The sequence below is a fragment of the Rhodopseudomonas sp. RCAM05734 genome, assembly GCF_052658035.1.
The window spans coordinates 2,335,023-2,348,548 of record NZ_CP199742.1; the positions used below are offsets into that span (position 1 = coordinate 2,335,023).

Here is a 13,526-nt window from a genome sequence, read left to right on the forward strand (position 1 = left end):
CCAACCAACCTGCTCCAATGTTGCCACGGTTGGTATGGTAAGCAGCGGGTAAAGGCATCTGGCGGTCACCCGCGCTCAGTTGGTCGGAGTATCCTATGGTTGCGCGTTTTGTATTGGGAGCCGTGTTCGCAGCGTCAGTGGCGATGCCAGCCGCGGCAGGCCAGATGACGGCCGAAGAGGCCCGCAAATTCGTCGCCGGCAAACTGTTCGCCTTCACCTGTTTCGACGGCACCCGCGGCGCGGGTCGTGTGTTCGACGATGGCGGTGCAGCAGGCGCCGTGCAGTTCTCCGGCTCCGGCCCCTCGCGCAACATGCGGCTCCCCGGCAATACGCTGCAGGTGCGCGGCCAGGCCATCTGCGCCTCGATCAAGGGCATTCCGTTCGAGCCGTGCTTCAACCTGACCAAGAATGACGAGCGGAGCTTTCGCGGCTCCGTCTCCGGCATGGGCTTCGCCTATTGCGATTTCCGCCATCAGGGCGTCGGCCAGATGCTGATGGCGCGCTCGCTGTCGCGCCCGCGCTCGCTGCGGGCACCGGAGCCGACCCGTTCGGCCGATGCATCGCGCACCGAAGTGTCGGCGCGCGTCGAAACCCCGCGCGTCGAAATCGGCAAGATCGAATCGGTCAGCACCGGCTCGGTGAAGGCCGATGCGAAGCCCGAGGGTGCGATGGAATTGCGCCGCTCCAAGGATTGAGCTTTTCTCAAGTCACCACATACACCACCGTCATCCTGAGGTGCGCGTCTTCGCGCGCCTCGAAGGATGAGCCGCGTGCGCTGAACACCCATCCTTCGAGGCTCGCCGTTCCGGCGAGCACCTCAGGATGACGGTCGCGTGTTTGGGATCGTAGCCAAATATCCAGCGCGCCCGCCCGTCAGATCGCGAACCGGAGCGATCATGGTGTCGCGGGGTTGACGAACAGCGTCGACAAATCCTTGCCGCCGCAGGCGAGGCAGGTACGGCCCTCGCCGGCAGGCGCGACGCAGACAATTCAACTCAAATCGAACTGTACTTTCAGAGCGACTGATGCCGTCTTCGGCAGCGGCTGCCGCATTTTGCGGCGCCGCGGATTAACGTTTGCATCAGGGTTGAGTGGTATCTTGGGACCGATCAAAGCGCCACCCACAACGGCGATGCGACTGCCGATCAAGCGACGGATCCCGCTCACAACCGTCGCCTGATCGGCGCGCGTCCAAAACCTCATCCATCCGGCCTTCGCTGCCGCCGCCCGCTCACGCTGACGGAGGCTGTTGCAGCGTTGCGCGCGGTCTCCTGCTACTTCATCGCATCCCTTGAGAGTACTCCGAGATGATCAAGCTCAATCGCGTTGGCAACAAGCTGGGCCTTGCCGGTCTGATCGGCATCCTGTTGTCGATCGGTGTCGTCGCAAACCAGATGCGGACCGAAACCACGGTCGCAGAAAACAACCTGCGCGCCGATGAACAACAGCGGGTGGTCGATTTTGTCATGCAGGCTGAAAGCGAAATGCGCAGCATGCGCCTGGCCAACCGAGGGCAGGTCGCGGCCAAAACCCGCAACGAGATTGACAAGGCCTATGCCGACCTCGCCACCGCCAAGGCGGCGCAGGACAAGGGGCTCGACGCCGCTCTCGCGATGCCGATCGGTCAGGAAGCCAAGGCGAGGCTCAGCAAGGTCAAGGATCTGACCGCCCGTTATGCGAATGGCGCGAGCCAGACCAACGAGTTTCAGAAGAAGCTGCTCGAACTGTACCGCACGCGCAACGTAGCCACGATTGATTGGGACAGGCACCTCAGTCGGCTGCGTCTGTCCACCGCGGTGATCGAGTCGAGCAAGTGGCCCGAGGTCGATCTGCAGTTGCGCGACGCCGACATCGCGATCAATGCGGTGCGCGCATCCGCCTGGCGTTTCACGGCGATGGGCGAAGCCACCGAGAAAATGCAGATCGGCAAGCGTGCCGATCTTCTCACCAAGTCGATCGCGCGCGCGGCCAGCCTCGCCGAGGACGGTCCGATGCAGGACGTCATCGCGCTACTGTCCGCCGATGCCAAGAAATTCATGGCGGCCACCGATGAAGCGATCAAGGTGGATGATACAAAGGCAAGCCTATCGCGCGAAAGCATCGTTCCGGCGGCGAAGGAAGCATCAGAACTGATGGCGGTTGCAGTCGCCTCGGCGAAGCAGACGGCCGATCTCGCCCGCAGCCAGGCGGGTGAGCAACTTGTCGAGTCCGGCAAGATCAACGTGGCCCTTGGCGCTGCTGTGGTTCTGGTGCTGATATGCACCATGGTTTTTTCCTTCGTGGACGTGGCGCGGCCGATGGTTAGGTTGAATGCCGCTATGACGTCGATGGCGGCGGGCCAGCTCGATACCGTCATTCCCGGCGCCAATCGCGGCGACGAGATCGGCGATATCGCCAAGACGGTGACCGTCATTCGCGCGAATGCCGAACAGGCTGCCCACGCCGAGGCCGAAGCCAGAGCGACTCAGGATCGCCTGGCCGGCGAGCAGCGCAAGCGCGACATGGTCAAGCTGGCCGACGATTTCGAGAGTGCCGTCGGCGAGATCGTCGAGACGGTGTCGTCGGCATCGACCGAACTCGAGGCCTCCGCCGGTACGCTGACCGACACCGCCGAGCGCGCCCAGGAACTGACCACGCTGGTCACCTCCGCCTCGCAGGAAGCCTCGATCAACGTGCAGGCGGTGGCATCGGCCACCGAGGAGATGTCGCTGTCCATCAGCGAGATCGGACGCCAGGTGCAGGAATCCGCAAATATCGCCAATGAGGCCGTCGGGCAGGCGCGCCGCACCAATGACCGGGTCGGCGAATTGGCCAAGGCCGCGGCGCGGATCGGCGACGTGGTCGAGCTGATCAATACCATTGCCGGTCAGACCAACCTGCTGGCGCTGAATGCCACCATCGAGGCGGCGCGCGCCGGCGACGCCGGCCGCGGCTTCGCAGTGGTCGCCAGCGAGGTGAAGGCACTGGCGGAGCAAACCGCCAAGGCGACCGGCGATATCAGCCAGCAGATCAACGGCATCCAGGCGGCGACGCAGGAATCGGTCGGCGCCATCCGGCAGATCGGCGACACCATCGGCAAGATGTCGGAGATCGCGTCGAGCATCGCCTCGGCAGTGGAACAGCAGGGTGCCGCGACCCAGGAAATTTCCCGCAACGTCCAGCAGGCCGCGCAGGGCACCATCCAGGTCAGCACCAATATCGGCGATGTGCAGCGCGGCGCCAACCAGACCGGCTCCGCGTCCTCCCAGGTGCTGTCGGCCGCCCAGTCGCTGTCGTCGGACAGTAACCGGCTGAAGCTCGAGGTCGGCAAGTTCCTCGCTTCGGTGCGCGCGGCCTGAGCGCCGCGCCAGATCCGGCGCGGCCCGGCGAAACGCCGGGCCTATGCACGGGCGACAACTACAGCAGAGCCGCGTGGAGGCACGCGGCTCTTCGTTGGAAAGCGGGCGCCTCGCGCTCCAGGCCGGCGAATAGCCGGCTTCCGTGCGGGTCTGACACGACGTAGTTCCCTCGCCGCTCCCCAACCCGTAATTTTACGGGCGGGGTTTTTAACGGCTGGGTTCCGTCGAATCTGATATCTTTCGCAGGATCGCTTTACCGCATGGCCATTTGCGGCGAGACTCCACGCCCGGCGACCAACTCCCTTGATATCAACCCAAAGGCGACCGCCTGTGCTGAAGTTGTCAACTCGTTTGGCGATCGCAATGGTGGCGCTGGTTCTGGTGACCACAATCGCCTTGGGCTTGATCACCTACCGGAACCTCGTCCGCCTTGCCTTGCCGCGGTCGCTGGAGAGGCTCGAAACCCACGCCTTGCTGAATGCCACGCGGCTCGAGGCGGCGCTGAATAATGCGCGCGTCGATCTGACGGCGCTTCGCACGACAGGCGCGGTCGCCGAATTGGGGGCGGCCTACACCCAGAGCCTTGTCGACCCCTCTGCGAAAGATCTCGCCGCGACGTGGCGAAAGCGCATTGCGGCTCGTTTAACCGCAGAGCTTTCGGCCAAACCTCTATATGCCCAGATGCGGGTGATCGGTCGGGAAGACGGCGGACGCGAACTGGTTCGCGTCGATCGGTCCGGCCCGCAGGGCGCTATCCGGGTCGTGCCGGAGGCCGAACTGGCGCCGAAGGGCGATCGCGCTTATTTCACGGAGGCGATCGGTCTTTCCGCCCGGGACATGTACGTGTCGCCGGTTGGACCGCAACAGGTCCCGAGCACGGTCGATCGTGCGCCGTTTCCTGTCGTTCGCGTCGCCGTTCCGCTCCTCGGCGGCGACGGCAAGGCATTTGCCGTCGGCGTGATCGATGTCGATCTGGAGCCCGAGTTCGATCGGATCTCGCGCGACCACGGTCCGCGGCCGCCAGGTCTTCGTGGTCGACGAGCGCGGTGAACATCTGCTGCGTCCGGATGGACAACACACGGCCGCGTCGGGTCCGACCGCACCGTCTCGTATCCAGAGCACGTTCCCGCAGTTCGACGAGGAGATGAAGAAGGGCCAGAATAGCGGGTTGTGGCTCGATCGAAAAGACGACTGGTTCGTGGCCGGCTGGGCGTCGGTGCGGCTCGCGGGCGGCCCCAAGATCACGGTGATCGAGGCCAGCGACTATCCCAGCCTCAATGTGGGCCTCGCCGCCGTTGGCAATTCGACGTTGGTCGGCGGAGCGCTCGCGATCCTCTGTGCCATCGTTCTTGCCTTGCTGCTGGCGCGCTCGCTATCGAAGCCGCTGGTACAGATGACGCGCGCTGTGGAAGGATTTTCGCGCGGGGAATCGATTGCGCTGTCGGCCGGCGGCGGTCGGGAGATCGAGGTGCTGTCGACGGCCTTCACCCGCATGGTCGCCGATGTGAAGCAGAACAGCGCCTTGCTCAACAATGTCATCACGACCATTGCCGATCCGGTGCTGGTGGCGAACGAGCGGGGCGATGTCGTGATCGCCAATCCCGCGGCGATGCGCTTGCTCGACGTGGAGCTCGGGCATTGCAACGTGCTGAGTACGATCAAGAAGTTCGCCCTGTTCTATCCCGACGGCGTAACGCCGTTCCCGTTCGATCAGTCGGCCATGTCGCTGGCGTTGCGCGGCAAGGCGGTGGACAATCTGCATCTGGTGGTGCGGCCGTCGGGCGCGGGGGGCGACCTGGATATCGTGGTCAGCGGGCGGCCGATCATCGACGAGGCCGGCGTGCTGCGCGGCGCCGTCACCGTCTATCACGACATCACCAGGAACCTGCGGGCGCAGGAGGCGCAGTCGGCGAGCGAGCAGATGGCGCAGGCCATCATCGACACCGCGCTGGATGCTTTTGTGCAGGTCGACAACTACGGCACCGTCCTGCTGTGGAGTCCCAAGGCTGAAGCCATGTTCGGCTGGAGCCGCGACGAGGTGATCGGGAAAAGTCTCGGCGAGCTGGCCATCTGCGGCGACAAGAACCTCGGCAGCGCGGAGCGGATCGCGCAGGTGGTGCAGAAGCTGGAGAACGGCATCTCCGGATGGCGCTACGAGACGATCACGCTGCGGCGGGATGGCAGCGAGATCGTCACCGAGATTTCGCTGACGGCGCTGCGCCGGCGCGACAAGATCATCATCAACATGTTCCTCCGGGATATCTCGCAACGTCGCGTCGCCGAGGAACAGTTGCGGCAAGCCCAGAAGATGGAATCCGTCGGCGAGCTGACCGGCGGCCTGGCGCACGACTTCAATAACATGCTGACGGTCATCACCGGCACCATCGACATCCTGGCCGATGCGGTCGCCGACAAGCCGCAACTCGCGGCGATTGCGGCGCTGATCAGCGGCGCCGCCGACCGCGGCGCCGAGCTCACCGCCAACCTGCTGGCTTTCGCGCGGAAGCAGCCGCTGCAGCCGCGCGCCATCGACGTCAATTCGCTGATGACGGATGTGTGCAAGCTCTTGCACCCGACGCTGGGGCGGCAGATCGAAGTCGAGACAGTCCTTGGCAACGACGTCTGGCCGGCGCTGATCGATCCCGGCCAGCTCAGCTCGGCCCTGGTCAACCTGGCCATCAACGCCCGCGACGCCATGCCCAACGGCGGCAAGCTGATCCTGACTACCGGCAATTTGGAAGTCCTGCCGGACGATTTCAAATTCAAGGGCATTCTTGCGGCGGGGCGCTACGTGCGGGTCACCGTGCGCGATACCGGCACCGGCATGCCGGAGGCCGTTCTCGACAAGGTGTTCGAGCCGTTCTTCTCCACCAAGGAACCCGGGCGCGGCACCGGCCTCGGCCTCAGCATGGTCTATGGCTTCGTCAAGCAATCCGGCGGCCATATCGAGGCGGAGAGCGACGTCGGCCACGGCACCACCTTCAGGATCTATCTGCCCAAGGCCATCGAGCAGCCGAAACAGCTTGCGGAGCCGGCCGGCGAACCGCGGGCGGAGAGCGGCAACGAGACCATCCTCTGCGTGGAGGACGATGCCAGCGTGCGCAGCTTCGTGCTGACGCAGTTGCAGAGCCTCGGCTACAAGACGATTGCCGCGGAGAATGCGGCGGACGCGCTGGCGCTTGTCGAAAGCGGCGAGCCGTTCGACCTGCTGTTCACCGACATCGTGATGCCCGGCAAGATGAATGGCCGGCAACTGGCCGAGGCGGTGGCGTTGCTGCGGCCCACGCTCAAGGTGCTGTTCACGTCCGGCTTCACCGAGAACGACGACGTCATCAATCACAGCCCCATGAACAGCGACGTGCTGCTGCTGCCGAAACCTTACCGGCGCGCGGATCTCAACCGGATGATCCGGCTGGCGCTGGAATCGCCGATGCCAGCGATCATCCAGGACCGCCGCGTCAGCGCGCAGAGCTGACGGCGATTCGCGCCGGGGTCACGCCGGCTTGACGTTGGACAGCACCAGCGTGGCAACATCCATCCAGGTGCGCACCAGCGGCGCCACGATGGCGTGCAGCGCGGTCTTCGATACCAGCGTGTCGTGCAGGATCAGATGATCGATGCCGGTGGTGAGGAAACAGGCCATGGCATCGCGCGGCGTCTCGACGATCGGCTCGCCCTTGACGTTGAACGAGGTGTTGAGCAGCACCGGCACGCCGGTCAGCGCGTCGAATTCCCTGAGCAGCCGGTACAGCACCGGATTGGTGGCTTCCGACACGGTCTGGACCCGCGCGGTGCCGTCGACATGGACGATCGCGGGAATGCGGTCCCGCCAGGCCGGATTGACCGACTTGGCCATCAGCATGAACGGCGAGTCGCCGCGGCCCTCGAAAATCTCGTCGGCCCGCTCGGCCAGCACGATGGGCGCGAAAGGCCGGAACGGCTGGCGGTGTTTCACCCGGCTGTTGAGGATGTCCTTCATCTCCGCCCGGCGCGGATCGGCGATGATGCTGCGGTTGCCCAGCGCGCGCGGCCCGAACTCGGAGCCGCCCTGGAACCAGCCGATCACCTTCTGGTCGGCGAGCAGCTTTGCGGTGTCGGCGCAGATATTGGCGCTGCGCGCAGCGGAGGTCTGGATGCGGACCAGCAATCTCTGCGTGGCAGCTCCGACTTCCGCCTCGGGATAGCGCTTGCCGATATAGGAGTGCGTCATGGTGAAATTGCGCGGATTGTTCTGCAGCGCGAGATGGCCGTAGTAGGCGCAGCCGATAGCGATGCCGTCGTCGCCGGCCGCCGGCTGGATCCAGACGTTCTCGAAGCCGGCCTCGCGGGCGATTCGGCCGTTGGCGACGCAGTTCAGCGCCACGCCGCCGGCGATCACCAGGTTTCTGGCGCCGGTGGTCTCGCGCAGCCAGCGGGCGCGCGCGAGCAGCACCTTTTCGGTGTCGTCCTGCACCCGCCAGGCGAGATCTTCCCAGTGCCGCATTGACGGGCTGCTGTCCCACTTGCCGCCGTCGGCCACGTAGGGCTGGTTGAATGCAGCGGTCCAGCGCGGCACCTGCAGGCGGTTGTCGCTGATGTCCATCAGCGGCTTGACCTGATCGCGGCGGCCATAGGGTGCCAGCCCCATCAGCTCGCCGCATTTGTTCCAGTCGCCGAAGATGTAGGTGGAGGCGCGGCTGTAGAGCGCGCCGAGGCCGGCCATGTTGTAGAACTCGTCGCTCAGGAAGCCGCGGTCGGGCTCCATCCAGACCTTCTTGATGCAATCGAGCCGGGTTCCGGAGAACGTGTAGTAGCTCTCGGATTCGCGTGCCAACGGCGACGCCGCGTCGGCTGCCGGAAAAGGCTCCATCACGTCCGACCGATAGCTGCCGACGCCGTCGACGATCATGACGGCGCCGTCCTCGAACGGGCACGGCGCGAAGGCGCTGTAGGCATGGGCGAGATGATGCGAGATCGTGTGGGTCTTGCCACCCTGCGCGCGATACAGCGGATGCCTGGCGGCATCGGCGCGCTCGTACTCCGGCAGGAAGCCGGACATGTCCTGATAGACCAGCCGCTCTTCCATCTCCGGCACCGGCAGGATGTAGCAGTTGCTTACCGCCAGTCCCACGTCGTCCAGCGTGATGCCTTCGGCCTCCAGGCAGTAATCGATCACCTCCTTGTAGAAGCCCATCGCGTGTTTCTCGCGGGTGATGCGCTCCTTGGCGATGCCGAAGGCGATGGCGCCGTCGCGCAGCAGGCAGGCACTGACATCGTGGTCGTAGGTGTTGAGGCCGAGGATGTATTGATGCTTTGACATGGACCATCTTCTGCGGAAGTCGCGGGACTGAATTATCGGAAATGACGACGGCGCGGCGCAAGGCGTGTGATGTCGGGATAGTCGCTTGCCTTTGACGGGTGAGAGATCAGCGGCTCGCGCGGGGCGCGCTGTGCAGTGCGAAAGAGATCGTCGCGGCCGTGACAAGCATAGTGAAGGCCCACGCGATGGCAACATGAACGAAGACGCAGCGCGTTTGTTCGCAACTGCGGTCGCGCAATTGCTTGACCGACGACGAGGCTTAACTCTATTCTGACGGCGTTCTGCGACGTGCGCCACGGGTCGGCCACATTGCTATATTGATTTTAGTACGCGACTGAATCGACGTAGAACGAAAATGCGGTGCCGGAAGCATTTTGAGAATTCCTGCTTCCCGAGAATGGGAGATTTCGACAATGGCTCAAACTAAATCGACGACGCGGCACAATATCGTGACGCGCTGCCTTGCGGCGGCAGCGATGGTCTTTGTCTACTGCATCGGGCTGGTCGGTGCATCGGCGATGCTGCTGGCGGCGAGCACCACCTCTGCGGATGCTCGCGGTGGTGGTCGTGGCGGCGGACGAGGCCGCGGTGGTGGTGTCGTCATTCGCGGCGGCGGATTCCGTGGCGGTGGTTATCGCGGGCGGGGACGTGGCTACGGCTTCGGGCCTCCGATCGTTGCGCCGGGCTGCTACTACAGCCGTCGCTGGGGCCGGATGATCTGCCCGTATTGATCTGCTTGCGAAGTTCGGCGGTTGCGCCGGATAACATCGAAACAGGAGGTGCGCCGGGAAACCGTCGCACCTCTTTTCGTTTGGCGTGTCGCCGCTACGGCTGGGGCGGTTGTGGCTGGACGCGGCGGCTGAACAGGATGCGCTGATACAGCCAGCCGATCGCCACCAGCACCAGGCCGAGGCACATGAACGACAGCGCGCGATAGACGCCGGTCAGCGACGACATATCGACCAGGAACGCCTTCAGCACGGTGAGGCCAATGACGATGGCCGAGGCCAGCCTCGCGCGCTGCGAGTTGAAGATCACGCCGAGGCCGAGCAGGATCACGCCGAACCCCAGCCAGGCGATCGACAACGTGTATTGCTCGGCGTCGAGGGTGGTGGCGGAGGAGAACACCGGGCCGTGGTAGAAGCGGCGGACCTGCAGCGTGATATACATCAAGGCCAGTACCAGTGCGCCGCCGGCCACCGTGTTGGCATAGGCGACGGCGCGGCGGCCGGCCACCGCATAGGACAGCAGCAGCGCGAGCACAGCCGGGAAGGCATAGCCGAGCAGCAGCAGGTTGATCACCGCGCCGCCGACGTCGATGCGCCAGATCGCCGGGTTCTCCAGGAACAGCAGGCCGAACAGGCTGGCGGCGCCGGCAAACAGGGTCAGCATGACGGCGCCGACATTGTGCACGATGCTCGCGGTACGGATCCGCAGCCGCTCCAGCCCGATCGCCATGGCCAGTGTCACGCAGACCTGCAGCGCCACCTCGGTGAGCCCCGCGGAGGGACGATAGACATCGCCGCCATTGACGGCGTGGCGGATCTCCAGGAAGGCTAGCAACACCGTGAACAGGATCGCGGCGGAATCCACCATGCGCAATGGCACGTCGTCGCCGCGGCGGCGCAGCAGGATGCTGGCGCCCCAGAAGGCCGCCGCCGGTACGCCGTAACCCCACAGCAGCCAGTTGAAGATCGGCGTCGAACCGACGAGGTCGCCGACGATGCGCGGCTCGTAGCCGACGCGCGCCACCACGATGGCGGCGAGGATGGCGGCGAGCCAGCGCAGGAACGGGATCGGCCGCTGGTTGGCGATCCATGCCGTGCCGAGCGCCATCAGCGCCAGCGCGATGGTCAGCCAGCCCTTGTCCAGCGCGAAGGTCAGCGCCAGCGCCAGCGCGCCGAGCGTGCCGGTGGCGAACAGCGCGATGGCAATCGACTGGCCCGGCCGCGGCTCGCGCTTGCCGAGCAGTTCGGTCGCCGCGGCAAAGCCGGCGGCGAGGATCACCGCGAGGATGGCGAACGGGATCGAGCGGTCGAGATGGGCAATGCGGGCATACAGCGCGATCAGCAGCGCCAGCGGGACGAAGACGCCGGCCGCCGACCAGATCACCGGCACGATGGCGCTGACCGATCGACCCTGCGCGAGAAAGCCACCGAGGCCGAAGCCGAGCGCGAAGATCGCGGCGGTCATCATGTGCGTGGACACCGAACCCTCGATCGGGCTGGCGCCGATACCGGCCAGCGGACCGCCGGGCAGCACCAGCATGTCGGGATTGCCGCGCACCGCCCATTCCAGGAACACCAGCGCCACGAAGCCGGCGGCCACGGCAATCGCCGCGGTGGCGGCTTGGGCATACCAGGCGACGAACAGGGTGCCGGCGACCAGCAGTCCGAACGTCACCATGGCGGTGTCGGCGTGAAAACTGTTGAGCACGATCAGCGTGGCGCCAAGCAAATAGGCCGACGGCGCGCCGGACGAGATGGCGTCGATGCGCCCCTGTTCGGCGGACGGGCCGTACATGAAGCCGCACACCACCAGCAAAGCGGCGAGAATGAAGCCCACCATGACGTGGAAGGCGTGCGGCGCGATCATCGACGGCCCGCATTCCAGGCAGGGCAGGGTCCACAGCGTCGCCAGCACGATGGCGGTGACCGCGAGCCACGGCCACAGCCGGATCCGCGCCAGGCCAAACGCCGCTGCGCTGACCACAGCGAGATAGAGATACAGCGCCCAGTAATCCGGCCTGTTCGACGACACGAGCACCGGCGTGGCGAAGGCGGCGACGACGCCGAGACCTGCCAGCGCCGGCCCGTGCAGCAACGCCGCGGCCATGGTGCCGAGAGCGACGAGGCCGAGCAGGATGAAGGCGGTGGCCGGCACCAGGAAGTCGTACAGTGCGTAGGCGGCGTAGACGGTGGCGAAAGCGACCGCCGTGCCGGCGGCGGTGAGGATCGCCGGGATGTTGGCGATCGGCAGCGGCGCGATCGCCGAGAGGCTTTCCTTGCGCCGCGACCACTCGCCGGCCAGCAGCAGCGCCAGCGCGAAGGCGCCGCCGAGCAGCACGCGCACGCCCGGCCCGAGCAGGCCGGCCTCGATGGAGTAACGCACCATGAAGAAGCCGCCGAGTGCCAGCGTCAGGCCGCCGACCCACACCACCCACCGGGTACCGATGCGTTCCTCGAAGCCGGGACCGGCCGGTGGCGCGGCTAACGGCGCAACGTGCGTGTCGACCGCTGTCTGCCAGGTCTCCGGCTGGAGCGAGGGCGAAGGTTCGCGGGCCAGTTCGGCCTCGGCGACGACAGGTTGCGCCATGGGCGCTTTGTCGTCGGCGTCGACCCGAGACGACGTTGCTTGTCCGGAAGGCATGCTTGCCGGCGCTGCGACGGGCGCCGCTGTCTCATAGACATCGAGCCGGGCCTGCAGCACCTTGACCTCGTTGCGCGCCCTGCGCGCGAAGATGAACGCGGCGATGGCGATTGCCAGGGCGAGAAAGCTGTAGTCGTCGAACATCGCGTTCAGATCCTATGGAGACGTGGGGCGGCCAGCCGTCGCGCGCGCGCAAGACCGCGGGATCGCTCCCGCGGCGCTGGCACCGATATGTGTCGACCCGGGAACCATAAGTTCACAGGCATTGGCAAGTTTGCGCAGTGTCAGGCGAGATCGATGCGGAACGGACGGCCCACCACGGTCATGCTGCCGGGGCCCATCTCGTCGAGCGCCCGCACCATGCGGCCGTCGCGGCCGAGTGCCTTGTCGGCCAGGGTGACGATCAGCCGGTTGGGCGCGGCGATCGGCGAGGCCGCGCGGATCTTTTGCGCGATGTCGCGCTCGTCGCGGTCCGGGTTAAGCATGCAGGCCGCGGCAAAGGCGCTGGCGGTGGAGCGGCTGATGCCGGCATAGCAATGCACCACCAGCGGCGCGCTGCGGTCCCAGCCGCGCACGAAGTCCAGCACCTGCACGATATGCGCATCGTTGGGCGCGACGAAGCCGTCGGTATGTGCGGTGATGTCGTCCATCTGGACCCGCAGATGGTTGGCATCGAGCACCGTTTCCGGCCGCACCACCTGCGCCACATTGGCCATCACGGTCAGCACATGGCTGGCGCCGGTAGCCTTCACGGTGGGATGCAGATAGGCGAGCGAACAGACGTGAATCATGGCGGTCCTCTGGTTGCGGGGATTATAGGCCGAGGGTCAGGGTGGGCAAAGGCGGTGGTGGCATACCCCCGCAAGGGGGAGGGAAAAGAAGGCGCGCCGTTGCAAAGAAAGCTACGAAATGGCCACCGCCTCGAAGCGCGCCAGCAAACGCTTCTCCGCTTTCCCTGCCGACCACGGCGTCAGGAAATCCTCCATGGCCGCTTCGGACAGGCCGGGGTCCTTGCCGAACAGCCGCTTGGCCTCGGCCTGCGAGAAGCCAGCCAGATGCGTTGCCTCGAGATAGGCGGCGCCCATGTCGGCATTCTTGATCTGTTTGGTGATCTCCGGCGCCAGCACCGGCGGCAGGCCGAAGCGGATATGGATCGCCGCGAGCAGGCGATGCTCCACCACCTTGTAGGCGCCGCCGATCACCGCCTTGAACGGTGAGATCATGTCGCCGATGACATATTCCGGCGCGTCGTGCAGCAGGGCGGCCAATCGGACGCGGTCGTCGACGCGCGGCGCCTGCTGGCGCAGCACGGCTTCCACCAGCAGCGTGTGCTGTGCCACCGAGAAGATGTTGGGACCGTGGGTCTGCCCGTTCCAGCGCGCGACGCGCGCAAGGCCATGGGCGATATCGGCGATCTCGATGTCCAGCGGTGAAGGGTCGAGCAGATCGAGCCGGCGCCCCGACAGCATGCGCTGCCAGGCGCGGGTGGCCACGTCGGTGGAGAATTTGGATTTGGCCAT

The 13,526-nt window shown here is 65.7% G+C and carries 9 protein-coding genes; 5 read left to right on the forward strand and 4 right to left on the reverse strand.

Annotated elements, in window-relative coordinates; translation table 11 throughout:
- Positions 1-95: 95 nt before the first annotated feature.
- The 4 genes from ACUXVA_RS11070 to ACUXVA_RS11085 all read left to right on the forward strand — a co-directional run bounded on the left by ACUXVA_RS11070 (position 96) and on the right by ACUXVA_RS11085 (position 6,813).
- Positions 96-695, forward strand: a complete 600-nt coding sequence (locus ACUXVA_RS11070; RefSeq protein ID WP_265080259.1) for a hypothetical protein — start codon at positions 96-98, stop codon at positions 693-695.
- Positions 696-1,307: 612 nt separating this feature from the next.
- Positions 1,308-3,338, forward strand: coding sequence for a methyl-accepting chemotaxis protein (locus ACUXVA_RS11075; RefSeq protein WP_445492129.1), 2,031 nt, complete (start codon positions 1,308-1,310; stop codon positions 3,336-3,338).
- A 330-nt stretch (positions 3,339-3,668) separates the two neighbouring features.
- Positions 3,669-4,388, forward strand: coding sequence for a hypothetical protein (locus tag ACUXVA_RS11080; protein WP_445492131.1), 720 nt, complete (start codon positions 3,669-3,671; stop codon positions 4,386-4,388).
- Positions 4,303-6,813, forward strand: coding sequence for a PAS domain S-box protein (locus ACUXVA_RS11085; protein WP_445492133.1), 2,511 nt, complete (start codon positions 4,303-4,305; stop codon positions 6,811-6,813). Before ACUXVA_RS11080 ends, ACUXVA_RS11085 begins: the two co-directional genes overlap by 86 nt.
- An 18-nt stretch (positions 6,814-6,831) precedes the next feature.
- Here the strand turns inward: ACUXVA_RS11085 and ACUXVA_RS11090 are convergent, their stop codons facing one another.
- Entirely contained in the window at positions 6,832-8,637 is a 1,806-nt protein-coding gene (locus ACUXVA_RS11090) for a carbamoyltransferase family protein (RefSeq protein WP_265080257.1), read from the reverse strand.
- A 413-nt stretch (positions 8,638-9,050) separates the two neighbouring features.
- On the opposite strand from ACUXVA_RS11090, the gene ACUXVA_RS11095 reads away from it, so the two are divergent.
- On the forward strand, positions 9,051-9,368 hold the full coding sequence (locus tag ACUXVA_RS11095) for a hypothetical protein (RefSeq protein WP_265080256.1): 318 nt from the start codon (positions 9,051-9,053) through the stop codon (positions 9,366-9,368).
- A 94-nt stretch (positions 9,369-9,462) separates the two neighbouring features.
- Here the strand turns inward: ACUXVA_RS11095 and ACUXVA_RS11100 are convergent, their stop codons facing one another.
- From ACUXVA_RS11100 to ACUXVA_RS11110, 3 genes are all read right to left on the reverse strand, one after another.
- Positions 9,463-12,150 carry a DUF2339 domain-containing protein gene (locus ACUXVA_RS11100; protein ID WP_265080255.1) on the reverse strand — a complete coding sequence of 896 codons (2,688 nt, stop codon included), beginning with the start codon at positions 12,148-12,150 and terminating at the stop codon, positions 9,463-9,465.
- 140 nt (positions 12,151-12,290) lie between these two features.
- Positions 12,291-12,797 (reverse strand): tyrosine phosphatase family protein, encoded by a 507-nt coding sequence (locus ACUXVA_RS11105; protein ID WP_265080254.1) that lies wholly within the window; start codon positions 12,795-12,797, stop codon positions 12,291-12,293.
- 111 nt (positions 12,798-12,908) lie between these two features.
- Complete coding sequence (locus tag ACUXVA_RS11110) at positions 12,909-13,526, reverse strand: HD family hydrolase (RefSeq protein ID WP_265080253.1); 618 nt, start codon at positions 13,524-13,526, stop codon at positions 12,909-12,911.

Excerpts from the sequence above, each read along its gene's own strand:
- ACUXVA_RS11070 (WP_265080259.1), top strand. The coding sequence starts at position 96 with ATGGTTGCGCGTTTTGTATTGGGAGCCGTGTTCGCAGCGTCAGTGGCG.
- ACUXVA_RS11075 (WP_445492129.1), top strand. The coding sequence starts at position 1,308 with ATGATCAAGCTCAATCGCGTTGGCAACAAGCTGGGCCTTGCCGGTCTG.
- ACUXVA_RS11085 (WP_445492133.1), top strand. The coding sequence starts at position 4,303 with ATGTCGATCTGGAGCCCGAGTTCGATCGGATCTCGCGCGACCACGGTC.
- ACUXVA_RS11090 (WP_265080257.1), bottom strand. The coding sequence starts at position 8,637 with ATGTCAAAGCATCAATACATCCTCGGCCTCAACACCTACGACCACGAT.
- ACUXVA_RS11095 (WP_265080256.1), top strand. The coding sequence starts at position 9,051 with ATGGCTCAAACTAAATCGACGACGCGGCACAATATCGTGACGCGCTGC.
- ACUXVA_RS11100 (WP_265080255.1), bottom strand. The coding sequence starts at position 12,150 with ATGTTCGACGACTACAGCTTTCTCGCCCTGGCAATCGCCATCGCCGCG.
- ACUXVA_RS11105 (WP_265080254.1), bottom strand. The coding sequence starts at position 12,797 with ATGATTCACGTCTGTTCGCTCGCCTATCTGCATCCCACCGTGAAGGCT.
- ACUXVA_RS11110 (WP_265080253.1), bottom strand. The coding sequence starts at position 13,526 with ATGGCCAAATCCAAATTCTCCACCGACGTGGCCACCCGCGCCTGGCAG.